The 25,639-nt window shown below is 70.8% G+C and carries 21 protein-coding genes; 6 read left to right on the forward strand and 15 right to left on the reverse strand.

Annotation, left to right across the window (positions count from 1 at the left end; all coding sequences use genetic code 11):
• Nucleotides 1–40: 40 nt before the first annotated feature.
• Entirely contained in the window at nt 41–547 is a 507-nt protein-coding gene (locus tag ABZX10_RS10925; protein WP_355538667.1) for a MarR family transcriptional regulator, read from the reverse strand.
• Nucleotides 547–1,464: a D-isomer specific 2-hydroxyacid dehydrogenase family protein gene (locus ABZX10_RS10930; protein WP_355538670.1), complete on the reverse strand. Its 918-nt coding sequence runs from the start codon at nt 1,462–1,464 to the stop codon at nt 547–549. The genes ABZX10_RS10925 and ABZX10_RS10930 overlap by 1 nt, the downstream gene beginning before the upstream one ends.
• Nucleotides 1,465–1,573: 109 nt before the next feature.
• Here ABZX10_RS10930 and ABZX10_RS10935 point away from each other — a divergent pair, with 109 nt between their 5' ends.
• Nucleotides 1,574–2,191 carry a hypothetical protein gene (locus tag ABZX10_RS10935; protein ID WP_355538673.1) on the forward strand — a complete coding sequence of 206 codons (618 nt, stop codon included), beginning with the start codon at nt 1,574–1,576 and terminating at the stop codon, nt 2,189–2,191.
• Between the two features lie 11 nt (nt 2,192–2,202).
• Here ABZX10_RS10935 and ABZX10_RS10940 read toward each other — a convergent pair whose 3' ends face one another.
• Both ABZX10_RS10940 and ABZX10_RS10945 read right to left on the reverse strand, forming a co-directional pair.
• On the reverse strand, nt 2,203–2,604 hold the full coding sequence (locus tag ABZX10_RS10940; RefSeq protein ID WP_355538785.1) for a PaaI family thioesterase: 402 nt from the start codon (nt 2,602–2,604) through the stop codon (nt 2,203–2,205).
• A gap of 95 nt (nt 2,605–2,699) precedes the next feature.
• The gene (locus ABZX10_RS10945) at nt 2,700–3,041 is read right to left on the reverse strand and encodes a cupin domain-containing protein (protein WP_355538676.1); all 342 of its coding nucleotides are present in this window, start codon (nt 3,039–3,041) and stop codon (nt 2,700–2,702) included.
• A gap of 52 nt (nt 3,042–3,093) precedes the next feature.
• On the opposite strand from ABZX10_RS10945, the gene ABZX10_RS10950 reads away from it, so the two are divergent.
• Nucleotides 3,094–4,077 carry a helix-turn-helix domain-containing protein gene (locus ABZX10_RS10950; protein ID WP_355538679.1) on the forward strand — a complete coding sequence of 328 codons (984 nt, stop codon included), beginning with the start codon at nt 3,094–3,096 and terminating at the stop codon, nt 4,075–4,077.
• Nucleotides 4,078–4,133: 56 nt separating this feature from the next.
• Here ABZX10_RS10950 and ABZX10_RS10955 read toward each other — a convergent pair whose 3' ends face one another.
• The 4 genes from ABZX10_RS10955 to ABZX10_RS10970 form a co-directional block, all read right to left on the reverse strand.
• Nucleotides 4,134–4,391 (reverse strand): HPr family phosphocarrier protein, encoded by a 258-nt coding sequence (locus ABZX10_RS10955; RefSeq protein WP_068573642.1) that lies wholly within the window; start codon nt 4,389–4,391, stop codon nt 4,134–4,136.
• 67 nt (nt 4,392–4,458) lie between these two features.
• Nucleotides 4,459–6,531: a fructose-specific PTS transporter subunit EIIC gene (locus tag ABZX10_RS10960; protein WP_355538683.1), complete on the reverse strand. Its 2,073-nt coding sequence runs from the start codon at nt 6,529–6,531 to the stop codon at nt 4,459–4,461.
• Between the two features lie 40 nt (nt 6,532–6,571).
• On the reverse strand, nt 6,572–7,531 hold the full coding sequence (locus ABZX10_RS10965; RefSeq protein WP_355538686.1) for a 1-phosphofructokinase family hexose kinase: 960 nt from the start codon (nt 7,529–7,531) through the stop codon (nt 6,572–6,574).
• The gene (locus ABZX10_RS10970) at nt 7,528–8,298 is read right to left on the reverse strand and encodes a DeoR/GlpR family DNA-binding transcription regulator (protein ID WP_355538689.1); all 771 of its coding nucleotides are present in this window, start codon (nt 8,296–8,298) and stop codon (nt 7,528–7,530) included. The genes ABZX10_RS10965 and ABZX10_RS10970 overlap by 4 nt, the downstream gene beginning before the upstream one ends.
• A gap of 102 nt (nt 8,299–8,400) precedes the next feature.
• On the opposite strand from ABZX10_RS10970, the gene ABZX10_RS10975 reads away from it, so the two are divergent.
• The 3 genes from ABZX10_RS10975 (at nt 8,401) to ABZX10_RS10985 (ending at nt 11,192) form a co-directional block, all read left to right on the forward strand.
• On the forward strand, nt 8,401–10,077 hold the full coding sequence (locus tag ABZX10_RS10975; RefSeq protein WP_355538691.1) for a putative PEP-binding protein: 1,677 nt from the start codon (nt 8,401–8,403) through the stop codon (nt 10,075–10,077).
• Nucleotides 10,078–10,173: 96 nt separating this feature from the next.
• The gene (locus ABZX10_RS10980; protein WP_355538694.1) at nt 10,174–10,542 is read left to right on the forward strand and encodes a VOC family protein; all 369 of its coding nucleotides are present in this window, start codon (nt 10,174–10,176) and stop codon (nt 10,540–10,542) included.
• A gap of 113 nt (nt 10,543–10,655) precedes the next feature.
• Nucleotides 10,656–11,192, forward strand: coding sequence for a YceI family protein (locus ABZX10_RS10985; RefSeq protein ID WP_355538697.1), 537 nt, complete (start codon nt 10,656–10,658; stop codon nt 11,190–11,192).
• Nucleotides 11,193–11,253: 61 nt separating this feature from the next.
• On the opposite strand, the gene ABZX10_RS10990 is transcribed toward ABZX10_RS10985, so the two are convergent.
• The 3 genes from ABZX10_RS10990 to ABZX10_RS11000 form a co-directional block, all read right to left on the reverse strand.
• Nucleotides 11,254–12,186, reverse strand: a complete 933-nt coding sequence (locus ABZX10_RS10990) for a CoA ester lyase (RefSeq protein WP_355538700.1) — start codon at nt 12,184–12,186, stop codon at nt 11,254–11,256.
• Between the two features lie 112 nt (nt 12,187–12,298).
• Nucleotides 12,299–13,261 carry an alpha/beta hydrolase family protein gene (locus ABZX10_RS10995; RefSeq protein ID WP_355538703.1) on the reverse strand — a complete coding sequence of 321 codons (963 nt, stop codon included), beginning with the start codon at nt 13,259–13,261 and terminating at the stop codon, nt 12,299–12,301.
• A gap of 297 nt (nt 13,262–13,558) precedes the next feature.
• Nucleotides 13,559–14,530 carry an alpha/beta hydrolase family protein gene (locus tag ABZX10_RS11000; protein WP_355538706.1) on the reverse strand — a complete coding sequence of 324 codons (972 nt, stop codon included), beginning with the start codon at nt 14,528–14,530 and terminating at the stop codon, nt 13,559–13,561.
• 366 nt (nt 14,531–14,896) lie between these two features.
• Between ABZX10_RS11000 and ABZX10_RS11005 the strand changes: the two genes are divergently transcribed.
• Nucleotides 14,897–15,385, forward strand: a complete 489-nt coding sequence (locus tag ABZX10_RS11005; protein ID WP_355538709.1) for a GAF domain-containing protein — start codon at nt 14,897–14,899, stop codon at nt 15,383–15,385.
• Between the two features lie 176 nt (nt 15,386–15,561).
• Here ABZX10_RS11005 and ABZX10_RS11010 read toward each other — a convergent pair whose 3' ends face one another.
• From ABZX10_RS11010 to fadD32, 4 genes are all read right to left on the reverse strand, one after another.
• On the reverse strand, nt 15,562–16,911 hold the full coding sequence (locus ABZX10_RS11010; protein WP_355538712.1) for an FAD-linked oxidase C-terminal domain-containing protein: 1,350 nt from the start codon (nt 16,909–16,911) through the stop codon (nt 15,562–15,564).
• A complete protein-coding gene (locus tag ABZX10_RS11015; protein WP_355538788.1) occupies nt 16,912–18,450 on the reverse strand; it encodes an acyl-CoA carboxylase subunit beta in 1,539 nt (512 codons plus the stop codon).
• A gap of 54 nt (nt 18,451–18,504) precedes the next feature.
• On the reverse strand, nt 18,505–23,637 hold the full coding sequence (pks13, locus tag ABZX10_RS11020; RefSeq protein WP_355538715.1) for a polyketide synthase Pks13: 5,133 nt from the start codon (nt 23,635–23,637) through the stop codon (nt 18,505–18,507).
• A gap of 80 nt (nt 23,638–23,717) precedes the next feature.
• On the reverse strand, nt 23,718–25,628 hold the full coding sequence (gene fadD32 / locus ABZX10_RS11025; protein WP_355538718.1) for a long-chain-fatty-acid--AMP ligase FadD32: 1,911 nt from the start codon (nt 25,626–25,628) through the stop codon (nt 23,718–23,720).
• Nucleotides 25,629–25,639 lie beyond the last annotated feature (11 nt).

The following is a 25,639-nucleotide window of genomic DNA, read 5'->3' on the forward strand; positions in this document are numbered from 1 at the left end:
TGATGCTCAGAACAGTGGGCTGACCATAACACACCCAAACTTACTCGAAAGTAGGATCCTTAGTGATATTAACCACCTGGTCGGGGCGGGTGTCTTCCGGCAGATCGACGCTCATGTAGCGATCGATGAGTGTCGCAAATGTGCGCAATTCGTCCGCCGACCAGTCGGCGGTCCGGGCGGCGATCCGGCGCCGCCACTCGCGGTCGGTGTCGGCCAGCACGCGCTCGGCGCGCTCGGTGAGGCGCAGCTGCCGCGACCTGGGATTCGCCGGATCGGCGTCGCGGCGGATGAGCCCCCGTCGTTCCAGGCCCGCGAGCTGACGGCTGGCGGTGGACTTGTCGATCGACACGGCCTCCGCGAGGTCGACGGCGCGAATGCCCGGCGACTCGTGCAACACGAACAGCAGGGTGAAGTCGACGTAGGAGACCTCCGCGCCGACGAACCTGGCGTCCGCACGGATCCGCTTGGCCAATCCGACGATGCCCCGCACGATGAGGTCGACGTCGTCGGGCGACCGCGATGGAGCTCCGCGCGCGGCCCCGGCCATCAGTAGCCCCGGTCCCGATCGATCACGGCGAGCGGCGCCATCCCGTTCGCGAACCGGCGCACGTTCACCTCGACGCGCTCGAGCAGCGCCGGACGCAGGTGCTGCGGCGGGTTCGCGACGTGCGGGGTGATGATCGCGTTCGGGATCGACCACAGGGGGTGCCCGTCCGGGAGCGGCTCGGGATCGGTCACGTCGAGGCCGACCCCGCCGATCCGGCCCCCGCGCAGCGCGGCGACCAGGGCGTCGGTGTCGATCAGCGACCCGCGCGCGACGTTGACGATCCAGGAGTGCGGCTTCAGCTGCGCGAGGACCTCGGCGTTCACCAGGGCGCGGGTCTGCGGGGTCGACGGTGCCGCCACCACGACGTGATCGACGGTGGGCCACACCTCGTCGATCCGGTCCGCGGGGACGACCACGGCATCGTCGACGGGCCGGCCCGAGCGGTTGACCGCGACGACCTTGACGCCCAGCGCGCGCAGCGCGGGGATGAGGTCGCGACCGATGCCGCCCGCGCCGACCACGGCCACCGTCGAACCGCCGAGGCGGCCCGTCCGTGCGGCAGCCGCCGCGGCGTCCCACGAGTCCTCCCGACGCCAGAGCCCACGGACCCCGGCGAGGAGCAGCGCCAGGGCCTGCTCGGCGACGGTGGCGGCGTACGCGCCGGCCGCGGAGGTGAAGACGACCTCCGGGTGGCGGGCGAGGGCGCCGCTGCCGAGGAAGCCCTCGATGCCGGCGAAGGGGAGTTGCACCCAGCGCACCCCCGAGGGGAGGTCGGGTAGCGGCGCGCGGGAATCGGTCCAGACGAGGCCGGACGCGCGCGACAGCGGGCCGGGGACGCCGCCGCCCGCGGTGATCGCGGCGTCGAAGTCGGGGTCGGCCTTCGGCCCCACGGCGATGACGGGTGCGTCCTGTGACATGCAGGAAAGCCTAGTGAGAGCGGGCGGACCGCGTGCCCAGCCGCGCCGACTCGCCGTGTGAAAACTGAGACTTGTGTTAACTCATGAGTCTCAAGTTAAGATTGAGACTATGGCCACGCATTTCCTCGACCACGCGCAGCCCCGTCTCGCCGCGCTCCGTCGTCGCCTCGCCGCGACGACGATGGGCCGACGATTCGACGAGGTGCGGCCGACGACGACCTGGAAGGTGGCCAGTTCGGTCGTCTACTCCGGAATCATCGCGGTGGCCGTGATGGGCGCCGCGGTCCTGCTCCTGGGCGTCAAGCCCGCGAGCCCCGAGGTCGCGCCGGTCAGCGCGGTCGAGGTCGGGGACTGCGTGACGGTGTCCGGCGGGAACGCCGTGCGCACGGGCTGCGACGGTGACGGCTTCAGCTTCGCCGTCGCGGAGAAGCTCGCCGCGAAGACCGCCTGCAGCGTGCCGAGCTACGCCCGCGTCGAATCCGCGGGCGCGACGCTGTGCGTAGTCCCGCGGCTCACGCTGGGCAGTTGCTATCAGGTCAAGCCCGACGCTGCCGCGACCACGGACATCCGGCCCGTCACCTGCCCGACCGCGCTGGGCAGCGGACCGTCGAACGTGATCCGCGTGACCGAGCGCGCGGGCGGCGCCCCGCTGACCTGCCGGGGCTCGACGGCGCTCAACTACGCCGCACCGCAGCGCGTGAGCTACTGCATCGCTCCGGTGAACTAGCCCGGACGCGGTCAGCGCCCCGCCGCCTGCTCGCCCCGTAGCGTCATGACGGTGCTGGTAGCGGTCATGACATCCTTGCCGTCGGTGTCGCGCGTGATGACGCAGGACCAGTGCGACACGGTGCGCCCGACGTGCGTCGCGCGGGCTGTAGCGGTGAGACCGCCGTCCCAGCTCGGCCGCAGGAAGGTCGCGGCGAGCCCGATGCTGGTGAAGCTCTCGCCCGGGCCCATCAGCGTGGAGCACGCCGTGCCGATCGCCGCGTCGGCGAGCTCCGTCAGGAAGCCGCCGTGCACGGTGCCCTGCTGGTTCCCGACCCGGTCGACGCGGGCGTCGACCGCGAGGACGGCCTCCGCCTCGCCGATCACGATGAGCCTGAAGCCCAGCGTCCGGGAGATCGCGGTCGGGTACCGCATGTGCGTGCGATACTCCGGACGCAGCGTCCCGTCGATCATGTGCCGCAGGTAGTCGAGGACGGGCAGGTCGACGGAACCCTCCTCCGCGGGCCCCATCAGTGGCTCCACGCCGGCTTGCCGCCGGCCGCGTTCGAGGTGACCGCCGGCCCGACGATGAGGAAGTGCGCCTCCGTCGGCGCCACCGGCGCGTGCTCGACGCCCGCGGGCACCGTGAAGAGGTCTCCCGGCTCCAGCACGACATCGCGATCCCGCAGCCGGACGGTCAGCTCGCCGTTGAGCAGCAGGAAGGTCTCGTCCTGGTCGTCGTGCGCGTGCCAGTCGACCTCGCCGATGCCCTTGGCCACCTTGAACAGGTTCCCGTTCGCGCGCCCGAGGATCCGCTGGTTCCAGTACTCCTGCAGCTCTTCCGCTTCCCGGAAGACGTTGTGCTTGTCCACGCGCCCCAGTGTGCGCGGGGGAGACACGTCGCAGAAGTGCTAGGAATAGCACATGTCGCAAGAATCCTCGCAGCCGCGCTCGGTGGCGATCCTCGTCGACGAGGGCTCCAATCCCTTTGAGTTCGCGTGCGCATGCGAGGTCTTCGGCACCCGGCGAGCCGCTCAGCTGGGCTTCGAGCTCTACCGGACCCGGGTGGTGGCCGCGCAGTCCGCGGTCCGGGTGCGCGACGGGTTGTTCACCCTCACCGGTGCCGCGGATCTCTCCGCGCTCGACCAGGCCGACACGATCGTCGTGCCCAACCGGCCGGACCCGCAGACCCCGAGTCGTGCGGACGTCGTGGCGGCGCTCCGGCACGCGCACGCCCGCGGCGCGCGGCTCGTCGGGCTGTGCACCGGCGCGTTCACGCTGGCCGAGGCGGGCCTGCTGGCCGGGCGCCCCGCCGCGGTGCACTGGCAGGTCGCCGAGCTGTTCCGGGAGTTGCACCCGGACGTCGACGTCCGGCCGGGCGAGCTGTACGTCGACGACGGTGACGTACTCACCTCCGCGGGCAGCGCGGCGGCGCTGGACCTCGCGCTGCACATCGTCCGGACCGATCACGGCGCCGAGATCGCCAACCACGTGAGTCGGCGGCTGGTCTTCGCGGGCTTCCGCGACGGCGGGCAGCGGCAGTTCATCGAGCGCGCGGTGCCCGCGCCCCGACGCGTCCCGCTGTCGGCGACCCTGGACTGGGCGCAGGAGCGGCTCGACCGCCCACTCGGGGTGGCCGACCTCGCGCGGCACGCGAACGTCAGCCCCGCAACCCTGCACCGGCGGTTCCGCGACGAGCTCGGCACGACGCCGCTCGCCTGGTTGACGTCCGCCCGGGTCGCGTCGGCGCTGCGCCTGCTCGAGGGCACGCCGGCCACCATGGAGGACGTCGCGCACCGGTCGGGGCTCGGGACGGCCGCGAACCTGCGCGCCCTGGTCAAGCGCCGCACGGGGCTCTCACCCAGCGCCTACCGCTCGCGGTTCCGGGCGCCGGGAGTCCCCGCCTGACGCGGCGAGGGGCGGCCGGATCGATCCGGCCGCCCCTCCTGCGTACGCGGGTCCGCTCAGGCGTCCAGGTCCTGCGCGACGAGCGCGGCGATCGCATCGACGGTGCCCTGATCTGCGGATTCGACGGTGACCTCCACGCCCTGCTCGGCGCCCAGGGTCATGATCATCAGCGCCGAGCCGGCGTCCACCGGCTCGCCGCCGGCGACCGCGAGGGTGACCTCGTGGCCCGACTCGTTGACGGCATTGGCGATCACGGCGGCGGGGCGGGCGTGCAGGCCGACGGCCGATCCGACGGTGACGGTGGTGCTGGGCATGTCTCTCCTCGTGGGGTGGTGTTCTGCTCGGCGCGGCCGGTCGGCCGTGGAGCGCTCGGGTCCAGTATTACGCGGCGACGGCCGCGGGCTCAGCGGATTCGACGGCAGCGGCGTTGCGGCCGGCGAGGGACTTGGCGGCGACGACGGTCACCGCACTGACGACCACGCCGACGGCGAGCGCGATGAGGAACTTCCACCACGTGCCGTTCATCGCGAACAGGACGAAGACGCCCCCGTGCGGCGCACGCAGCTGCGCGCCGAGCGCCATCGACAGTCCGCCGGTGACCGCGCCGCCGAGCATCATCGACGGGATCACCCGCAGCGGGTCCGCCGCCGCGAACGGGATGGCGCCCTCGGAGATGAACGAAGCGCCGAGGAACCAAGCCGCCTTGCCGTTCTCCCGCTCGGGCTCGGTGAACAGCTTCGGGCGCAGCACCGTCGAGGCCAGCGCGAGCGCCAGCGGGGGCACCATGCCCGCCGCCATCACGGCGGCCATCATCTCCCACTGGGCCGGACCGGCATCGGCCAGGCCGATGCCCGCCACGCCGAATGCGTAGGCCGCCTTGTTGACCGGGCCGCCCAGGTCGAAGCACATCATCAGGCCGAGCACCACGCCGAGGGCGATCTTGGAGCTGCCGCTCATGCTGTTGAGGGCGCTCGTCATCTCCTCGTTCACCCAGCGCAGCGGGCCGGCGAGGATCATGTACATCAGCCCGCCCGTGATGAGGGTGGCGAACAGCGGGATGATCACCACCGGCATGAGGCCGCGCGCCCACTGCGGCAGGGGTAGCTTGCCGATCCACAGCGCGACGACACCCGCGAGCAGGCCGCCGACCACGCCGCCGATGAAGCCTGCGTTGACGGTGACCGCGAGCACGCCCGCCACGAATCCCGGTGCCAGGCCCGGACGATCGGCGATGGCGTAGGCGATGTAGCCGGCCAGCACCGCGACCATGAGATTCATCGCGGCGGCGCCGGTCGCATTGCTGACCGCGCCAATGTACGTGAGGAGTCCACCGTCCGGCAGATTCCAGAGCGAGTCGTGCAGAGCGATGTACTGCGCATTGGTCATGCCGCTGTCGCCGTGCTTGCTGCCGATCTCGTAGCCCGCCAGCAGGAAGCCGAGCGCGATCAACAGGCCGCCGGCGGCGACGAACGGGATCATGTAGCTGACGCCCGTGAGCAGGGCCTGCTTGAGCCGGCCGCCGATGCCGACCTTCGACGCGGCGGATTCGGTGCTCGCGGCGGCGGCACCGTCGACCCGCGCGGCGTTCGGATCGGTTGCGGCCGCGACCGCCTCGGCGATCATCGCGTCGGGCTCGTTGATGCCGCGCTTGACGCCGGAGGCGACGACGGGCTTGCCCGCGAACCGGTCCCGGCCCTTGACCCCCACGTCGGTGGCGAAGATGACGGCCCCCGCTTCCGCGATGGTCTCCGCCGAGAGCGGCGTCGATCCGGACGAGCCCTGGGTCTCGACGGTGAGCTCGACGCCCGCGCGCTCCGCCGCCAGCTTGAGCGCATCGGCCGCCATGTAGGTGTGCGCGATTCCCGTGGGGCAGGCCGTGATCGCCACCAGGCTGGGCTTACCCGACGGTGCCTTCGCCGGTGCGGGCGCTGCCGCGGCAGCCGCGGAAGCCGCGGGGGCGGCGGTCGCGGCAGCCGCGGGGGCGGCGGTCGCGGCCGGCGTCGGCGCGATCACCTCCTCGACGAGCGCGACCACCTCCTCCGGGGTCGCGGCGGCGCGGAGCGACGCGGTGAACTCGGGGCGCACGAGCGCGCGGGCCAGTGCGCTCAGCAGCTTCATGTGCTGGGAGCCGCCGGATTCCGGTGCGGCGATGAGGAAGACCAGATCGGCCGGGCCGTCCGGGGCACCGAAGTCGACCTTCGGGTCGAGCCGCGCGAAGCCGAGGCTCGCCGCGGTGACGGCCGCGGAGCGGCAGTGCGGGATGGCGATCCCGCCGGGAAGGCCGGTGGCGGACTGCGCCTCTCGCGCCAGCGCCGCTTCGACGAGGCCGTCCACGGATGTGGACCGGCCGGCGGCGGTGATGCGCCCGGCGAGGTAGCCGATCACCTCGGTCTTGTCGGCGCCGGCCGACACGTCGAGCGCGACCAGGTCAGTCGCGATGATCGATTCGGTCATGGGTGTTCTCCGGTTCTGCAGATGGATCGTCGGGAGGGAGTCAGAGGGCCGTGACCCGCACGTCGGCGACGGCGAGCTCCTCCGGTCGGGGCGCCTGAGTGCCCGGCAGTGCGGCGGCCGCGGCGCCGTAAGCGACCGCGAGGGAGAGGCACTCGGGCGGCTGGGCGCCGCGCTCGTGCGCGATGAGGTATCCGGCGAGGGAACTGTCGCCCGCCCCGACGGTGCTGCGCACCGTGATCGGCGGGGGCGTGGCGGCCCAGGCACCGTCGGCGGTCACGAGCAGCGCGCCCGCGCCGCCGAGGGTGGCGAGGACGGCCGCCCCGGTGGCGCCGTTCAGCTCCCGCGCGGCGTCCAGAACGGGACCGGGATCGCCTGCAGCGGCGCGTGATTCGAACTCGGCGCCCGCGGCGGGATCGCGCCCCACGAGCTCGGCGAGCTCCTCGGCGTTGGGTTTGAGCAGCGCGACACCGTGCACCGCGGACGCGGCGAGCGCCGCCCCCGAGGTGTCGACGGCGATCCGCGGACTGCCGGGCCCCGCGCCGAGGCGCGCCGCGAGCCGCGCGTACCAGTCGTCGGGCAGGCCGGGTGGGAGCGAACCGCAGAGCGCGAGCCAGGCGGCACCGTCGGCCGCCGCGACGACGGCGTCCTCCAGGGCCCGCACCGTTTCCGGCGCCAAGTGCGGTCCGGGTGCGTTGAGCTTGGTGGTGGTGCCGTCGGGCTCGGTCACGGTGATGTTGCTGCGGACCTCGTGGCCGACGGGCACCGGAATCGCGGGCACGTCGAGGCGGGCGAGGGCGACGAGCAGGGGGTCGCCCTGATCGGCGGGCAGCACGGCGACGGTGCCCGCACCCGCGGCGTGGACCACGCGGGAGACGTTGACGCCCTTGCCTCCCGGGTCGGCGGCGGCCCCCTGGGCGCGCTGCACGGCGCCCCGCTGCAGGGGCGCGCCGAGCGCCACGAGCCGATCGAGGCTGGGGTTCGCGGTGACGGTGACGATCATCGGGCCACCTCCACGTCCACGCCGTGCTCGGCGAGCGCCGTGGCGAGATCCGAGGGGACCGGCGCATCGGTGACGAGGACGTCGATCGCGTCGAGGGGGGCGAAGGCGACGAGGCTCTCGCGGGCGAACTTGGTCGAGTCGACGACGAGGACCACGATGTCGGCAGCACGGACCATCGCGGTCTTGACCGCCGCCTCGTCGGCGTCGGGCGTGGAGAGCCCCCGCTCGGCGCTGAGGCCGTTGGCGCCGATGATCGCGACGTCGGTGCGCAGGCCCGCGATCTCGGCGACGGTGCCAGCGCCGACCGCGGCCTGGGTGAGGCCGCGCACGCGACCGCCGAGCAGCCGGAGTTCCACCGTCTCGCGGATGGACAGCGCAGCGGCGACGGGCACCGAGTTGGTGATCGCGGTGATGTGCAGGTTCGTCGGCACCTCGCGCGCCGCGGCGATCGTGGTGGTGCCCGCGTCGAACAGGACCGAGCCGCCCGCCGGGGGCAGGAAGCGCCGGACGGCGACGCCGATGGCCCGCTTCGCCTCGGCGTTGGTGCCCTCGCGCTCCCCCAGCCCCGATTCGGCGCCGGCCAGCACGCCCGCGGCGACGGCACCGCCGTGCACGCGCCGGACGCCGCCGAGCCGCTCGAGCGCGTCCAGGTCGCGGCGCACCGTCTCCGGCGTGACGTCGAAGCGCTCCGCCAGCTCGATGACCGACGCCCGGCCGCGCCCACCGACCAGCTCACTGATCGCGCGCTGTCGTTCTTCCGCGTACATCGCCCCTCCGAGTTCGTGGGAGTCTGTGGTTTCCCTTTTGTTTTTTCTGTTTTTACGCCTGTTTGTGTTGACAAGTCAAGAGGATTTCGTAATCTAGATCACATGAGTTCGCAGCAGACGACCGAGCCACACGTCCTCACCGGAACCCCCGTGGTGCCCGGGGTCGCCTACGCCCCCGTCATGTGGCCCGGCGCCCGGCCCGAGGTCCCGCCGCCCGTCGACCTGCCCGAGGAGAACCGGGACGCCGAAGCGGCCCGCTTCTCCTCCGCGGCACAGGCCGTGGCCGACCGGCTGCGCCTGCGGGCCGCCCAGGCCCAGGGCGCGGCCGCGGAGGTCCTCGGCGCGAACGCGGGCCTGGCCTCGGACAAGGCCTGGATCGGCACCACCGAGAAGCTGATCCGCGCCGGCACGCCCGCCGCGAACGCCGTCGCCGCCGCGACCGAGCAGTTCGCGGACATGTTCACCAAGATCGGCGGCCTGATGGCCGAGCGCGTCACCGACCTGCGCGACGTGCGGGACCGGGTCGTCGCCGAGCTGCTCGGCGGCCCGGAGCCCGGTGTGCCGGTGCCGGACGCACCGTCGATCCTGCTCGCCGACGATCTGGCCCCCGCCGACACCGCGGGCCTCGACCCCGCGCTGATCGTGGGCATCGGCACCCGGCTCGGCGGCCCCACCAGCCACACCGCGATCATCGCCCGGCAGCTGGGCATCCCGTGCATCGTCGGCCTGGCGGAGGCCGGCACCGTCGACGCCGGGACCCCCGTGCTGCTCGACGGCGGTGCGGGCACCGTCACCGTCGGCCCCGACGAGGGCGAGGCGAGGGCCCTGGTGGCCGAGTCGGCCCGGCGGGCGGCGGAGGTCGCCCGGTGGCGAGGCCCCGGGCACACGTCCGACGGTGCGGCCGTCGCGATCCTCGCGAACGTGCAGGACGGGGCCACCGCGCGGGGTGCCGCCGAGCGGCAGGTCGAGGGCGTGGGGCTGTTCCGGACGGAGCTCGCCTTCCTGGACCGGGCCGACGAGCCCTCCGTCGAGGACCAGGCGGCGCTCTACCGCGAGGTGATCGACGCCTTCCCCGGGCGGAAGGTCGTGATCCGGACGCTGGACGCCGGCTCGGACAAGCCGCTGAAGTTCGTCGACCACGGCGAGGAGGAGAACCCGGCGCTCGGCGTACGCGGGATCCGCATCGCCGAGGGCGATCCCGGCCTACTCGAGCGGCAGTTGGACGCGATCGCGGCCGCCGCGGAGGGCGCCCAGGCACAGCCCTGGGTGATGGCGCCGATGATCGCCACCCCCGCCGAGGCGAGGGACTTCGCCGCGCAGTGCCGTTCCCGCGGGCTGGTCGCCGGGGTGATGGTCGAGGTGCCCGCGGTGGCCCTGTGCGCCGACGCCGTGCTGGCCGAGGTCGACTTCGTGTCGATCGGGACCAACGACCTCACGCAGTACGCGATGGCGGCCGACCGGATGAGCACCGAGCTCGCGGCCCTCACCGATCCGTGGCAGCCCGCAGTGCTCCGCCTGATCGAGCTGACCGGCCGCGCCGGCTCGGCTGCGGGCAAGCCCGTGGGCGTCTGCGGCGAGGCCGCGGCCGACCCGCTGCTCGCGTGCGTCTTGGTGGGTCTGGGCGTGACCTCGCTGTCCTGCGCCGCGGGCGCTGCGGCGGCCGTGGGCGCCCGGGTCGGCGGCGTCACCCTGCAGCAGTGTCGCTGGGCGGCGGAGGCGGCGGTGGCGGCGACGGACCCGCAGGCCGCACGTGAGGCGGCGCGGGCGGCGCTGGGCTGATCGATCGGCTCGGATTCGCGAAACCTGTCGGCCTTCGCTGATAGACCTGGGGGTGTTCCGGGCGCGGCCCGTGCCCGGCGGAGACGAGGAGCCGTCATGATCGACCACTTCGGGATCAACTGCGCCGACCTTGACGCCGCCAAGCGGTTCTACGACGGAGTGCTGGCCGTCCTCGGTTCGCGCCGCGTCATGGACTTCGACGTGGCCGTGGGCTACGGCTCCGAGCAGCCGGTGTTCTGGATCTCGGGCGCCGCCGAGGGCACGTCGAACCGGGAGGCGCACATCGCGTTCAGCGCGCCGGACACCGCCGCCGTCGACGCCTTCCACGCGGCGGCGCTGGAGCTGGGCGCCCCATCGCTGCACGCCCCGCGCCTGTGGCCCGAGTACCACCCCGGCTACTACGGCGCCTTCGTCCGCGATCCGGATGGCAACAACGTGGAGGCCGTGTTCCACGGAGCCGGGTAGGAAACGGTCTTCAGGGGATGTTCAGGGCGTGTTCACCGCATCCGGAATACATCGGACTGCGGTCCGGTTATGGTGGGTGAGTCTTGAGAGTTCAACCATCGAAGGAGCACCCCATGAGCAACGCCCTCCCCGCCGGCACCTACGTCGTCGATCCCGTCCACTCGTCCGTCGAGTTCTCCGTGCGCCACCTCATGGTGAGCAAGGTCAAGGGCCGCTTCGACGAGTTCTCCGGCACGATCACGGTCGCCGAGGACGGCACCGCGTCGTTGACCGCTGACGTCGACGTGACCTCGGTGAACACCCGCAACGCGCAGCGCGACGCCCACATCCGCACCGCCGACTTCTTCGACGCCGAGAACCACCCGAAGGCGACCTTCGTGTCCACCGGCGTCGCGGCGAAGGGCTCGGAATACGTCCTGTCCGGCGAGCTGACGCTGCGCGGAGTCACCAAGCCCGTGCAGTTCGACCTCGAGTTCCTCGGGACCAATCCCGGCATGGGCCAGGGCGAGGTCGCCGCGTTCGAGGCGAAGACGGTGATCACCCGCCAGGACTTCGGCATCACCATCGACATGCCGCTGGAGACCGGCGGCAAGGTCATCGGCGACAAGATCACCCTGACGCTCGACATCGAGGCCCTGCGCCAGGCCTGACCCTCGACGCGGCGAAGCCCCCTACCGCCCGCGAGGCGGCGAGGGGGCTTCGCCGTCGGGGTCAGTAGTGGAAGGTGTCCGACGGGGCCGGGGCGTGCTCGCCCTCGATCCCGTCCGAGACCACGATGCCGTAGGCGCGGGCGAGGTCGAGGATCTTCGTGGCCCGTGCGATGCGCGGCAGGTCGGAGCCGTTGCGGATCTCGCCGCCGTCACGGTCGAACTCCGCGAAGAACTCCCGCGACCAGCGGATGTCCTCGGGCGAGGGGCTCAACCCCTCGTTCACCGGGTGGCACTGATCCGGCGTGAGGCAGATCTTGCCGGTCATGCCGAACTCGGCCGAGACGGCCGTGGCCTCGCTGAGCAACAGTCCCTTCGAGCCCACCGTCGGGCCGTCGATGGCGCCGGGGAGGTGCGCCGCCTTCGCGGCGATGGTGAACCGCGACCGGGCGTACGCCAGGGTCATCGGGTCGCCGCCGAAGCCGGTGTCCCGGCGGAAGTCGCCGATGCCGAAGGCGAGCCGGAAGGTCCCCTTGGCGGACGCGATCTCACCGATCCGCTCCAGCCCCCGGGCCGTCTCGACCAGCGCGACGATCAGCGTGTCCGGCAGCCGCTTCGCGGTCTCGGTCACGTGGTCCATCGACTCGACCATCGCGAGCATCACGCCACCCAGGTGCTTCGCATCGCGCAGCGCCTCCAAGTCGTCGGCCCACCACTGCGTGCCGAAGCCGTTCACGCGCACCCAGGCGCCCGGGGGCACACCGTCGTTCTCCCGCCCCAGCCAGTCGACCACGTTCGCCCGGGCGACGGCCTTGTCCTTGGGCGCGACCGCGTCCTCGATGTCCAGCACCACGATGTCCGCACGCGAGCGGGCGGCATCGTCGAACCGCTCGGGTTGCGCCGCGTTCACCAGGAGCCAGCTCCGGGCGAGCACGGGGTCGATCCGGAAGCCGATGGGCTCGTCGGCGTCGGTGGTCGTGGGAGCGCGCAGGGTCATCGTCTGTGGCCTCAGGTTTCTGCTGTGGGTTCGATGAAGAGGGTACCGATACGCGGGAAGGCCCCGGGCGAGTGCCCGGGGCCTTCCTTACGATCGCTGCGTCAGCGCGGGGTCAGTTGAACCAACCGGTGCGCTGCATCTGCCAGACCTGGTCGCTCCAGTAGCCCCAGGTGTGGGTGCCCACCGACGAGAAGTCGTAGTGAGCGGACACGCCGGCCTTGTCGGCGGCGGCCTTGAAGGCCTCCGACTGCGACTTGGCGAGGATCTCCAGCGGCACACCCTGGACGATGTCGGCGGGCGACGGGTTCGGGGTGTACTTGCCGGGCTCACCGGTCGAGGCGGTGATCCACAGCTTCAGGCCCTTCATGCGGCCGGCCTGCACGGTCGGGTCGTTCTTCGCCCAGTTGGCGTCGAACGGGCCGCCCCACATGTCGAGCACGTTGTAGCCGCCCGCGTCCAGCATCGCGACACCCACGGCGACGGGCATGCCCGGGGCCGAGGTGTTCAGGAAGCCCGACAGAGCCGCGGCGCGCTTGTACACGCCGGGGTTGTTGGCAGCGTTGATGAGGGCGGCGCCGCCACCCATCGAGATGCCGACGAGCGAGAGGTTGCTCGAGAAGCCGCGCGACTTGATGTACGCCGGCAGGCTCGTGGCCAGGAAGTTGCCCCAGGTGGGCTTGTAGGTGCCGTTGCCCTGCTTCGACGAGTTCGCCCAGTTCGTGTAGAAGCTGGCCGTACCGCCGACGGGCATGACGACGTTGACGCCCTTCTCCGACAGGAAGGCGACGTTGGAGTCGCGCTCCCAGCCCGAGACGTCCTGCGTGGCGCGCAGGCCGTCGAGCAGGACGACGGTCGGGGCCTTGGCCGGATCGGTCGTCGTGGAAGCCCACGAACGCACCGTGACGGCCGGCATGCCGGCACCGTCGACCTTCTCGGACTTGAATCCCTTGGGCGGGTTCTTGGCGCTACCCGGACCCCAGGCACCGGCGACGCCGGCACCCATGCCGGCGAGGGCGGGCACCATGGCCGCGGTGAGAACCGCCGCACCCGCTCGCTTACCCCAGGCTGCTCGCATTGCTGACCTCTCCTTTTTCACGCGTTGCCGCGCATTTGCTGGTGGACCGGACAGCCCGTCGTTCCCGACCAAGCATAGTCACAGCCGTCACTCTAACATCGTTCGTCACACATGTCACATGTTTCACACTCGTCACATGGGTGACACTCTCCCTGGATCTCATCGAAATCACAGGGTAAGTCGTTACAGACGCTCCCGTATTCCTCAGGAAAGTCATCCACATCACAATACGACAGACGACCCCATTCGTCCGAACGAGGCCGTCTGTCGTGTGATCTGTTCGTGCGTTCGCGAAGTCTACTTCGAGAACCAACCGGTGCGCTGCATCTGCCACACCTGGTCCTGCCAGTAGCCCCAGGTGTGGGTGCCGGCCGGCGGGAAGTCGTAGTGCACCTTGTTCAGGCCGGCACGCTGCGCGGCGCCCTGGAAGGAGCGCGACTGCGACAGCGCAAGCCACTCGAGCGGCACGCCCTGGATGACATCGGCGGGGCCCGGGTTCGGGGTGTACTTGCCGAAGACGCCGTTACCGGCCGAGATCCACAGCGGGATGTTCTTGAGGCGGTTCACCTGGACGGTCGGGTCGTTCTTGGCCCAGCGCGAGTCGAACGGGCCGCCCCACATGTCGAGGCCGGCGTTGTAGCCGCCCGAATCGAGGGAGGCGATGCCGACGGCGATCGGGATGCCCGGCGCCGAGATGTTGTTCAGGCCCGACAGCGACGCGGCACGCTTGTAGTAGCCGTTCGAGTCGAGGGTGTTGATGATCGCGGCGCTACCGGACATCGAGAGGCCGACCAGCGAGACGTTGTCGCTGAAGCCGAGGCTCTTGATGTACTGCGGCAGGCTGGTCTTCAGGAACGAGGCCCAGGTGTAACGGTAGGGCTGGCGGTTCGTGGACGACGGCGCCTGCCAGTCGGTGAACCAGCTCGAGGTGCCGCCGACGGGCATCACGACGTTGATGCCCTTCTGCGACAGGAAGGCCACGTTGGCGTCGCGCTCCCAGCCCGAGACGTCCCAGGTGGCGCGCAGGCCGTCGAGGAAGACCACGGTGGGGGCGGTCTTCGGGTCGGTCGTCGTGGACGCCCAGGTGCGGACCTTCACGTTCGGCATGCCGGCGCCGTTGACGAAGGCCTGCTTGAAGCCCTTCGGCGGGTTCTTGGCGCTGCCCGGACCCCACGCGTTCGCGGCGCCCGTGCCGGCGATCGTGAGGGCCGGAATGGCAGCCACGGTGACGGCGGCAGCGACAGCCTTCTTGGCCAAGCCGTTACGCATACGCATTCGTAACTCTCTTCCTTGTTCGGTCGCCCGGTGGGCGCGTCCTACCGCCTGCGCGGGCCCGGTGGACCGGGACCGTCCGGTACCACAGGAGACCCCCATGGCACGGCAAGACAGGCGGAGCAGTGCTCATCAGGCACTGTATGCGACATCTCAGTTCCTGACAAACTCTTAGTCGGGCGCGCGTCGGCGTCCGTTACTCCCGAACGCAAAGATCGTCCATACTGCATGGTCAGCGCTGGACAACCGGTACTTTTCGGCCTCGGATCAGGCCGCGTTCAACCCGTGAACCTCTCAGCTTCCGCCCAGAATCAGGGTCGACGGAAGGTGTCGGCGCACCGTCGGACCCCGTACCGTCGGGGCGTGTCGTTCTCCCTTCCCGAACTCCCCGACTCCCCCGCCGAGCGCTACGCCGAGCTCGCCGACCACGCCCGGGCCCTGATCGACGGTGAGCCCGATCGGGTCGCCAACGCCGCGAACCTCTCGGCTCTCGTGAAGGCGACGGTGCCCGACCTCAACTGGGTGGGCTTCTACTTCTTCGACGGTGCCGAGCTCGTCGTGGGCCCCTTCCAGGGGCTGCCGGCGTGCATCCGCATCCCGCTCGACCGCGGCGTGTGCGGGGCCGCCGCGCGCACGCGCGAGACGCAGCGGGTCGACGACGTGCACGCGGTCGCGGACCACATCGCCTGTGACGCCGCCACCCGTTCGGAGCTCGTGGTGCCGTTGATCGGGCCCGACGGTGCCCTCGTCGGCGTCTTCGATCTCGACAGCGAGTTACCCGCGCGGTTCAGCGACGACGATCAGCGCGGCCTCGAGGCCGTCGCCGCGGTGTTCGTGGCATCGCTGGCCTGATCCACCCGGCCGCGGCGGGCGATTCGGGTGCGAGAAGCCATCCGCACCCGAACCGCGCGAGCGCACCCGGCACGCCGGGTGCGACAGGGCGAAACGGGTGCGGGAGCGCATCCGCACCCGGGCTGCCCCCTCGATCGCCGACGTGACGTCACGCGGCGGTGCGCGCAACAGCGGCGCTAGAAGCCGCGGCCGGGGTTGAGGAGGTTCTTCGGGTCCCAGACGGCCTTGATGCCGCGGTGCAGGTCGAGGACGTCCTCGGAGAGCTCCTCGCCCACCCAGCGGGCCTTCAACACACCCACGCCGTGCTCACCGGTCAGCGTTCCGCCGAGCTCCAGCGCGGCCTGGAAGACCTCGTCGGCGGCGTCCCAGATGGCCTGGGGCACCTCCCGCTGATCCTTCGGGTAGATCAGCGTGGGGTGCAGGTTGCCGTCGCCGGCGTGCGCACACGTGGGGATGTCGACGTCGTACTTCGCGGAGATGGCCTCGATCCGGGCGAACATCTCCGGCAGCTGCGAACGGGGCACGCCCACGTCCTCGGAGAAGATGTTGCCCGCGTGCTCGTAGGCGTGGAAGGCGGCGCGGCGGACGGCCAGCAGCTCGGCCGCCTCGACGGGATCGTCGGAGACCACGGTGTAGTGCGCCCCGGCGGCCTCGAACTCGCGGGCCAGGACCGCGGCGTCGGCGGGCGTCGAGCCCTGGCCGATGAGCATCGCCCGGGTCTCCTCCTCGAGCCCGAAGGGGCGCAGCGCCTCCACGCACTCGAGGGTGCGGCGGTCCATGAGCTCCATGAGCGCGGGCACCACGCCGGTGCCGACCACCGCGGCGACCGCGGCCGCCGCGCTCACCACGTCCGGGAAGGACGCGGCGACGGTCGTCGGCGGGATCACCGGCGCGGGACGGAGTTTGACGGTGACCTCGGTGACGATGCCGAGCGTGCCCTCGCTGCCGACCAGCAGCTGGGTCAGGTCGTAGCCCGTGACGCCCTTGACGGTGCGCCTGCCGGTCTTGATGATCCGGCCGTCGGGCAGCACGACGGTCAGCCCGAGCACGTACTCGCGCGTCACGCCGTACATGACGCAGCGCAGGCCGCCCGCGTTCGTCGCGACGTTGCCGCCGATGGAGCAGATCTCGAACGACGACGGGTCGGGCGGGTACATCAGGCCGTGCTCGCGGACCGCGCGGTCGAGGTCGGCGTTGAGGACGCCCGCCTCCGCGCGGGCGTACTGATCGGCGACGTTGATCTCGAGCATCGCGTTCATCTTCGCGAGCGAGATGATCACGCAGCCCTCGATGGCGCTGGCCCCGCCGGCGAGGCCGCTGCCCGCGCCGCGCGGCACGATCACGACGTCGTTGGCGTAGCACCAGGCCGCGGCGGCGGCGACGTCCTCGGTGGTCTCGGCGAGCACCACCGCGAGCGGGACCGCTCCGTGCACCGGCGAGCAGTGGTCGACGGCGTAGGCCGCCATCACGTCCGGGTCGGTGAGCACCGACCCGGCGAGCTGCGGAAAGCCCTCCAGAGACGCCATTTACATCGGCATGAGGTAGGTGCGGCGCGGCACGCGCTGCAGCTCCTTGTCGCGCAGCTGCGCGATCGACTTGCGGATCAGGAGACGGGTCTCCTTCGGCTCGATCACGCCGTCGATGTAGCCGCGCTCCGCCGCCAGCCACGGCGTCGCCATGAACTGGTTGTAGAAGTCGATGAAGGCCTGCCGGATCGCGGGGCCGTTCTCGCCGGCCTCCTCGATCTCGCGCCGCTTGATGATCGCGGCGGCACCCTCGGCACCCATCACGGCCAGACGCGCCGTCGGCCACGCGAAGACGAAGTCGGCACCCAACTGCTTGGAGCCCATCACGGCCCACGCACCGCCGTAGGACTTGCGCAGGATGATGGTGACCTTCGGGACGGCCGCCTCGACGTAGCTGAAGATGAACTTGCCCGAGCGGCGGATCGTGCCGATCTTCTCCTCCTCGACACCGGGCAGGATGCCGGGGACGTCCACGAGGAAGACGAGCGGGATGTTGAAGGAGTTGCACAGGCGCACGAACCGGGCGGCCTTCTCGGACGCCTGCGTATCGAGCGTGCCGGCCATGTGCATCGGCTGGTTCGCGACGACGCCGACGGGCTGGCCGTCGACGCGGGCGAAGCCGGTCACGATGTTCGGCGCCCACAACTCGGCGTACTCGAGGAAGTCACCGTCGTCGAAGACGCGCAGGATCACGTCGTGGATGTCGTACCCGGCCGTGTCGGCGTCCGGGATGATCGACTCGAGCGAGAGGTCCGTCTCCGTCAGCTCCGGTTCCAGGCCCGGGTTGATGAGCGGCGCGCGCTGGTGGATCGAGTCCGGCATGAAGGACAGGTAGCGCTTGACCCAGTCGAACGCGGCCTGCTCGTCGACCGCGACGTGGTGCAGGTTGCCCCACTGCGCCTGCTTGATCGCGCCGCCGAGGTCCTCCGCGGAGGTGGTCTCACCCGTGGTCGGGCGGATCACCTCGGGGCCGGTGACGAACATGTAGGTGTTGTCCTGCACGCCGACGAGGACGTCGGTGTTGGCCGGTGCGTAGACCGCGCCGCCGACGCAGGTGCCGAGGATCATCGAGATCTGCGGGACCTGGCCGCACAGGCCGTCCTGGTGCCGGCCGAGCTCGGCGTACCAGGCGATGGACGTGGCCGCGTCCTGGATGCGGGCGCCGCCCGAGTCGTTGATGCCGACCACCGGCAGGCCCGCGGCCGCCGCGAAGTCGTACAGCTTGACCATCTTCCGGCCGAACATCTCGCCGACGGTGCCCGCGCCGACGGTCTGGTCGTGGCTGAACGCCGCGACCTTCCGGCCGTTCACGGTGCCGTAGCCGATCACCACGCCGTCCTTGATCTTGTCGTCGCCGGGCGACTTCGCGAGCTGATCGAGCTCGACGAAGGTGCCCTCGTCGAACAACATGCGCATGCGGGCACGCGCGCTGGGCAGGCCCTTCGCGTCGCGGCGGGCACGGGCCCGCTCGCTGCCCGGGTCCTTCGCCGCCTCCAGGCGGCGGTAGAGGTCGTCGAGCTTGCCCGCGGTGGTGGTCAGGTCGACCTGGTCCGATACGTCCGTCACGTCAGTCACCCTATCCCCTGCCGTCGATCACGCGACGCCGTCTGCGGCGTCGAGCTCCGTGGTCATGTGTGTCGCGATCCTGCCGACGTACGGCTCGTCGATGATCTGCAGGTGGTCGCCGCCGATCTTGACGATCCGCAGGTCCTCGACCACCGGCGCCCAGCCGCCGTCCGGCGCGATGTCGGCGAAGTTGGGCTCCAGCTCCACCGCACCGTCGTGCATGCGATCCGCGCGGTACAGCGTGACCGTGCCACCGAACTTCCCGTAGTCGGCGGGGTTCACCTTGATCAGCATGCGGTTGTCCACGAAGGACGTGCGCTGGTGCTCGATCATCGAGGTCGGGATCTTCTTGTCGGACAGCTGCACCAGCTCCATGATGATCCGGAACTGGCCCTCGTCGTCGGCCGCCGCGAGGCGGTCGATCGGCAGCTCGATCTCATCGCCGATGTCGTAGTTCTTGCGCGCGAACTTCTCCCAGCGCTCGAGGCGGGCCCGCTTCTCCGCGGGCTCATCGGTGAGCGGCACCGTCGGCGCCACGACGTCCAGCAGGCCCACGTACTCGACCTTCTGGCCCTCGTCCTCGAGGGCGCGCGCGAGGCCGTAGGCGAACGCGCCGCCGAGGCTCCAGCCCGCGAGCCGGTACGGCCCCTCGGGCTGGATCTCCTTGAGCTTGGGCAGGTATTCGGCGACCCGCTCCTCGATCTCGCCCTCGATGCGCTCGAAACCGTAGATCGGCAGATCCTCGGGCAGCTTGCGCAGCAGCGCCTCGTAGGCGGTGGTGTTACCGCCGGCGGGGTGGAACAGGAAGAGCGGGCGGCGATCCGAGTTCTCCGGCTTGCGCAGGGTGCGGACGAATCCGTCGACCCGGGTGGCCTCGTTCATGACCGCGCCCACGTAGGTGGCCATCTCCTCGATGTTCTTCGAGTCGATGACGTCCTCGATGTCGATCTCGCCGCCGGCCCGCTCGGACAGGCGCGCCGTGAGCTTCTCCGCGACCTCTTCCGAGAGCACCTCCAGCTCGTTGAACACGCCGCCGGGGGACTTCCCCACGACGATCGCGTAGGTGGCGAAGGTCAGGCGCTCCGCGGCGTCGCGCGGGGGCACGCCGTCGCCCACGGCCTCCGCGATGGCGGCGCCGTCCAGAAGGTCGGGGGTACTGGGGCTCTCGGCCTCCGCCACCGGGTCCGACGGTGCCGCCGGCGCGGCCTCAGCGGCCGGGGCCACCACGGGAGTCTCGGCAGGGGCGTCGGCTGCGGCCTCGGCCTTCGCCGCGGCCTCCGCCTTGGCGGCCTTCATCATCTCGGCCAGCTGGCCGGCGTCGGCGAGTTCGCCGGTGCCGGACTGGTGCTCGGCCAGCGCATCCACCTGATCGCGGTGCTCGACCGCGTACTCGACGAACTGCACGACGTCGTTGAAGGACGCATCGCGCACGGCCTGGATCTGGATCGGCGGGATGTCGAACTCGTACTCGGCGCGGTTCTTGATGCGCATCGCGATGAGCGAGTCCATGCCCAGGTCGATCAGCGGGATCTCCTTGGGCAGGTCCTCGATCTCGAAGCCCATGGTCTCCGCGATGATCACGCCGAGCCGGTGTTCCACCGTCTCACCGGAATCCGGCGACCAGCGCTCGGCGCTGCCCTCGGGCGCGGGGGCCTCGGTCTCCTCGGAGACGGTGATCTCGGGCTCCGTCCCGTCGAGCTCGTCCATCTCCTCCGCGGCGGGCGCGGCGGCCTTGGTGATGAGCGGCGCGGCGGCGGTGCCGGACGCCTCGCCGCCCACGACGACGGCATCGAGCAGGAGCCGGAAGCCCCTGCCGGTGTTCTCGTGCACCTGGATCGACGCGCCGCCGGGGTGCGGCGTCAGCGTCGTGGTGAGGGTGAGCCCGTCCTTGGGCTCCCCGTGCTCGACGGCCGCGGTGACCGCGGCACCGTCGAGCACCTGGACCGCAGCGTGCTTCGCGAGATCCACCAGGGAGATCTGCGACTGGTCGCCCAGGGTCAGGGCGCCCGCGTCGAGCTGCCACACGTGGCGGCCGTCCGGCAGCGCCACGTGGCCGCCGGGCACGACGCCCGAGCCGCCGTCGGGCAGCTTGGTCTGGATCCAGATGTGCTTGCGCTGGAACTTCGTTCGCGGCACCGGCGCGTAGCGGCCGGGGCCGAACAGCGCCGCCACGTCCACGTGGTGGCCGCGCGAGAACACGGTGGCGAGCGCCGTCATGATGGTGCCAGGCTCGTCCTCCTTGCGCTTGAGGGTCTGCACCAGCGCGGCGTCCTGGATGCCCGAGCCGAAGGTGACCGCGGCGACGGAGATCAGGGTGATCGGGTTCGGGGAGAACTCGATGAACGTGCGGTAGCCGGCCTCGACGGCCTTCTCGACGGCCTGGGTGAACCAGACGCTGTGGCGCAGGCCCTTGATCCAGTAGTCCACGTCGTGCACCGGCGCGTGGCCCGCCTTGTAGAACTCGTCCTTGTTCACGGTCGAGTACATGGGGTACTGCAGCACGTGCGGCTCGATGCCCATGAGCTCGGCCTGCAGCTCGCCGAGGAGCGGGTCCATCTGGGAGGTGTGCGAAGCGCCGCGAGTCACCAGCTTGCGGGCCATCAGGCCCTTGGCCTCGGTCTCCTCGACGATCTTGTCGATGACCTTGCCGGGGCCGCCGATGACGGTGTGCGTGGGCGCCGCGTAGACGCAGATCTCCAGGCCCTCGTAATCGCCGAGCACGGTGTCGATGTCGGCCGCGCTGTACTCGACGAGCGCCATGAAGCGCTCCATCTCCTCGGGCAGCATCTCCTCGCCCTCGCCCATCAGGCGCGAGCGCTGGCAGATCACGCGCACCGCATCCGGTAGCGAGAGGCCGCCGGTGACCCAGGCGGCAGTGGCCTCACCCATCGAATGGGGAAGCACCACACCGGGTTCGATGCCGTAGTGACGGAACAGGCCGACCAGCGCCACCTGGATGGCGAAGATCCCCACCTGGCCCGTCTCGATGTGGAAGGTCTGCTCGTCGTCGGTGATCATGTCGGCGTAGTCGTTGCCCGACTCGTCGATGATCAGCTCGTTGACCTTGTCGAAGTAGTGCTTGAAGACGGGGTCCTCGAGGTAGAGCTGCTTGGCCATCTTCCGGTGATGGCTGCCGAACCCGGAGAAGATGAACGCCGGGCCCGTGGCGTCGGGCTGGTTGGCGGACAGGACGTTCGGGGCGTTCTTGCCCTCGGCGATGGCACGGAAGCCCTTGATCGCCTCGTCGAGGTCCTTGGCCATCACCACCGACCGCACGCGGCCGTGGTTGCGGTGCGCCAGGGTCCGGCCGATCTCGGCGATCGAGTAGTCCTTGGCCTCCTCCGATTCCAGCCACTCGACGAGCTCGGCGGCGGCGGCCCGTCGGCGCGACGGGACGTAGGCGGTGAGCACCAGCGGGACCGCGGCGCCCTCGACGGCGGCCGCGTAGAACGCCGGAATGCCGCTCGCGGCCTCGTCTCCCTCGGTCTCGCCCTCCACGATCTCCGGTGCGACGTACTCCTTGACCACCACGTGGGCGTTGGTGCCACCGAAGCCGTTCCCCGTGACACCGGCCAGCTTCGCACCGGAGTACTGGGGCCACTCCGTGTTCCGCGTCGCCATGAGCAGGCGGTTGGCCTCGAACTGGATGTACGGGTTCGGGCCGGCGAAGTGCAGCGACGCCGGGATCTGTCCGTTGCGGATGCCGAGCAGCACCTTCGCGACGCCGGCGATGCCGGCCGCGGCCTCCATGTGGCCGAAGTTGGTCTTCGCCGAGCCCAGCAGCAGCGGCTTCTCGGCCTCGCGGCCGCGGCCCAGCACGCGGCCGATGGCGTCGGCCTCGAGGGGATCGCCCAGGATGGTGCCGGTGCCGTGCGCCTCGAGGTAGTCGACGGTGCGCGGGTCGATGCCGGCGTCGATGTAGGCGTCGCGCAGGTTGGTGACCTGCGCCTCCGGGTTCGGCGCGAAGATGCCGTTGGACTTGCCGTCGGAGGTGACGGCGGAACCGGCGATGACGCCGAGGATCTCGTCGCCGTCGCGCTCGGCGTCGGCGAGACGCTTGAGCAGGACCACACCGCCGCCCTCGGCGCGGATCATGCCGTTCGCGTCGGAGCTGAAGGCCTTGATCTTGCCGTCGGGCGCTTGCGCGCCGATGGTGTCGAAGCCGAGTGTCGCGGCCGGGACGATGAGCATGTTCACGCCGCCCGCGACCGCCATGTCGGTCTCGCCGTCGCGCAGGCTGCGGATCGCCTGGTGGATCGCGACCAGCGACGACGAACAGGCGGTGTCGACCGTGACCGACGGGCCGTGGAAGTCGTAGAAGTAGGAGACGCGGTTCGCCACGATCGAGCTGGACGTACCGGTCAGCGCGTACGGGTTCGCCTTCGTGGGGTCGGCGACCGCGAGCATCTGGTAGTCGTTGGCGGAGCTGCCCATCCACACGCCCGTGCGGGTGCCCTTCACCGAGCTCGCGGGAATGTTGGCCTGCTCCAGCGCCTCCCACGTGAGCTCGAGCGCGAGCCGCTGCTGCGGGTCGACCATCTCGACCTCGCGCGGCGTCATCTGGAAGAACTCGGCGTCGAAGGAGGCCACGTCGTCGAGGTAACCGCCGAACACGTTCGCGTCGTCGAGGACCGCCCTCAGGCGCGGGTCCTGCTTGAACTCCAGCCAGCGGTCCTCGGGGAGGTCGGTCGTGGCGTCGCCGCCCCCGATGAGGAACTCCCACGTCGACTCCGGGGTCTCGCCGGCCTTGGGGAAACGGGTCGCGAGGCCGACCACGGCCACGTCGTGCCGGCCGCGGTTCGCCTCGAAGTCCTCGCCCCGGTCGTACTGGGCCGCCTCGGCCGCGAGGTCGTCGTCGGAGACCACCGGGTCACCGTCGATGATGCGCTGGCTGAGCAGGGCGATCGTCGGGTGCTGGAAGGCGACGGTGGCCGTCAGCTGCACACCGGTGAAGTCCTCGATGTCGGACGCCATCGAGACCGCGTCGCGCGAGCCCAGGCCGAACTCGTCCAGCGACTTGTCGTCGGTGATGTTCTCCAGCGGCTGCTTGGTCGCATCCGCGATCCACTGCCGCATCCACGCGCGCAGTTCCTCGAGGCTCAGATCCTCGCGGGCCTTGCCGGTCGGGCCTTCATGGGGGGTGTACTCGTTCTCAGCCATGGTGTTTCTACCCTTCGCGTCGAGACCGTGGGTGTTGCCTGGGTCGCGTGTGATGAAGTTGTGGAGAGCGCCGGTGGGCGCTACTGGACGTCGTTCGCCTCGGCGTCGGGGAACGCGGTCTGCGTGTAGCCGCCGCGCAACGTGCCGTCGATGTAGGCGGCGCGCCCGGCGCGCCGGGCGATCTTGCCGGAGCTGGTGCGGGGCAGCGAGCCGCCGGGCACGAGCAGGACGTCGCGGGCGAGCACGCCGTGCGCCGCGCCCACGGCCGAGCGGATGCCGTCCGCCAGGGCCTGCTGGTCCTGCTTGGCCCCGCCGGCACCGAGCTCGGCCACGATCACGAGCTGCTCCGACTGGTCGTTCGCGTCGTAGGTGATCCCCGAGTGCGCGCTGTCGAAGACGGCCTGCGGCAGCTCGTTCGCCGGCACCGAGAACGCCGCGACGTAGCCGGTGCGGATGTACTTGGTGTCCGACTCCTGCGCCGTGAACTCGATGTCCTGCGGGTAGTGGTTGCGGCCATCGACGATGACGAGGTCCTTCACGCGGCCGGTGATGTACAGCTCACCACCGTGGTAGACGCCGAAGTCGCCGGTGCGCATCCACTTGGCCTTCTCGAGGTTCTTCACACCCTCGGAGTGGCTGCCCTCGGAGAGGGGTGTCAGGTAGTTCTGGAAGGTCTCGCGGGACTCCTCGTCGCGCTCCCAGTAGCCCGAGCCGATGTTCATGCCGTGGAGCCAGATCTCGCCCACGGAATCGTCGGGCACCTCCTTGCCGGTCTCCGGGTCGACGATGCAGGCCCACTGGCTCAGCGCGATGTCGCCGCAGGAGACCTGCGGGACGGCGCCCTCCGCGCCCTCCTCCGAGACGACGAACGTGCCGGCAGCCAGCTGGTCACGGTCGACGTAGACCACGCGGGCCTCGTTCTCGACTGGGGTCGAGCTGACGAACAGCGTCGCCTCGGCCATGCCGAAGCAGGGCTTGATCGCCTTCGGCGAGAGGCCGTACGGGGCGAAAGCCTCGTTGAACTTCTTCATCGAGGAGACGGTGACCGGCTCGGAGCCGTTGATCAGGCCCTTGACGTTCGACAGGTCGAGGGTCTCGCCCTCCTTGGGCAGGCCGCGGGCGGCGGCGTGCTCGTAGGCGAAGTTCGGGGCGGCGGCGAAGGTCTCAGCACCGTCCTCGACGGCGGCCAGCTCGTTGATCCAGCGGCCCGGGCGGCGGACGAACGCCGACGGGCTCATGATGGTGATGAACTTGCCGCCGAGGGCGGGCAGGATGACCGTGAGCAGGCCCATGTCGTGGAACATCGGCAGCCAGGTGACGCCGCGGGAGTTCTCGTTGAGGTCCAGCGCGTGGATCATCTGGATGACGTTCGTGCCGACGGCCTCGTAGGTGATCTGCACGCCGGCCGGGTTGCGCGTGGAACCCGAGGTGTACTGCAGGTACGCGATGGTGTCGCGGTAGATCGGGAAGGGCTTGAGCGTGGAGCCCACCGAGTCCGGGATGGCGTCCACGGCGATGATGCGGGGCCGCTCCTTCGCCGGGAGGTGGCGGAAGAAGTTGCGGCACGCCTCGGCGGAGCCCGAGCTGGTCAGGATCGCCGTCGGCTTGCAGTCCTCGAGGACGATGCGCAGGCGGTCCGTGTGTCCCGGCTCGTCCGGACTGAACAGCGGCACGGCGATGTTGCCTGCGTAGAGCGCGCCGAAGAAGGCGGTCACGTAGTCGAGGCCCTGCGGGGCCAGGATCGCGACCCGGTCCTCGCGCTTGGTGATGTGCTGCAGGCGGGCGCCGATGGCGCGCAGGCGGGCACCGAACTGCGACCAGGTCAGCTCATGGACGACGCCGTCACGCTCGCGGCTGTAGTCGATGAAGCGGTACGCGAGGGTATCGGCACGCTCCCGTGCGTTCCTCTCGACGAAGTCGACCAGTGTGGTTCCGGGGCGGAAGAAGATGTTGCCGTCTTCATCCAGAAACTGGTCAAACTCGTTGTTCATGCATCGCTCCT

The organism is Tsukamurella sp. NPDC003166 (genome assembly GCF_040611135.1).
Lineage (GTDB): Bacteria > Actinomycetota > Actinomycetes > Mycobacteriales > Mycobacteriaceae > Tsukamurella.

Excerpts from the sequence above, each read along its gene's own strand:
- ABZX10_RS10970 (WP_355538689.1), bottom strand. The coding sequence starts at position 8,298 with ATGTACGCGGAAGAACGACAGCGCGCGATCAGTGAGCTGGTCGGTGGG.
- ABZX10_RS10935 (WP_355538673.1), top strand. The coding sequence starts at position 1,574 with ATGGCCACGCATTTCCTCGACCACGCGCAGCCCCGTCTCGCCGCGCTC.
- ABZX10_RS10925 (WP_355538667.1), bottom strand. The coding sequence starts at position 547 with ATGGCCGGGGCCGCGCGCGGAGCTCCATCGCGGTCGCCCGACGACGTC.
- ABZX10_RS10940 (WP_355538785.1), bottom strand. The coding sequence starts at position 2,604 with ATGCGGTACCCGACCGCGATCTCCCGGACGCTGGGCTTCAGGCTCATC.
- ABZX10_RS10960 (WP_355538683.1), bottom strand. The coding sequence starts at position 6,531 with ATGACCGAATCGATCATCGCGACTGACCTGGTCGCGCTCGACGTGTCG.
- ABZX10_RS11000 (WP_355538706.1), bottom strand. The coding sequence starts at position 14,530 with ATGCGTAACGGCTTGGCCAAGAAGGCTGTCGCTGCCGCCGTCACCGTG.
- ABZX10_RS10980 (WP_355538694.1), top strand. The coding sequence starts at position 10,174 with ATGATCGACCACTTCGGGATCAACTGCGCCGACCTTGACGCCGCCAAG.
- fadD32 (WP_355538718.1), bottom strand. The coding sequence starts at position 25,628 with ATGAACAACGAGTTTGACCAGTTTCTGGATGAAGACGGCAACATCTTC.
- ABZX10_RS10955 (WP_068573642.1), bottom strand. The coding sequence starts at position 4,391 with ATGCCCAGCACCACCGTCACCGTCGGATCGGCCGTCGGCCTGCACGCC.
- ABZX10_RS10965 (WP_355538686.1), bottom strand. The coding sequence starts at position 7,531 with ATGATCGTCACCGTCACCGCGAACCCCAGCCTCGATCGGCTCGTGGCG.
- pks13 (WP_355538715.1), bottom strand. The coding sequence starts at position 23,637 with ATGGCTGAGAACGAGTACACCCCCCATGAAGGCCCGACCGGCAAGGCC.
- ABZX10_RS11010 (WP_355538712.1), bottom strand. The coding sequence starts at position 16,911 with ATGGCGTCTCTGGAGGGCTTTCCGCAGCTCGCCGGGTCGGTGCTCACC.
- ABZX10_RS10930 (WP_355538670.1), bottom strand. The coding sequence starts at position 1,464 with ATGTCACAGGACGCACCCGTCATCGCCGTGGGGCCGAAGGCCGACCCC.
- ABZX10_RS10985 (WP_355538697.1), top strand. The coding sequence starts at position 10,656 with ATGAGCAACGCCCTCCCCGCCGGCACCTACGTCGTCGATCCCGTCCAC.
- ABZX10_RS10950 (WP_355538679.1), top strand. The coding sequence starts at position 3,094 with ATGTCGCAAGAATCCTCGCAGCCGCGCTCGGTGGCGATCCTCGTCGAC.
- ABZX10_RS10990 (WP_355538700.1), bottom strand. The coding sequence starts at position 12,186 with ATGACCCTGCGCGCTCCCACGACCACCGACGCCGACGAGCCCATCGGC.
- ABZX10_RS10975 (WP_355538691.1), top strand. The coding sequence starts at position 8,401 with ATGAGTTCGCAGCAGACGACCGAGCCACACGTCCTCACCGGAACCCCC.
- ABZX10_RS10995 (WP_355538703.1), bottom strand. The coding sequence starts at position 13,261 with ATGCGAGCAGCCTGGGGTAAGCGAGCGGGTGCGGCGGTTCTCACCGCG.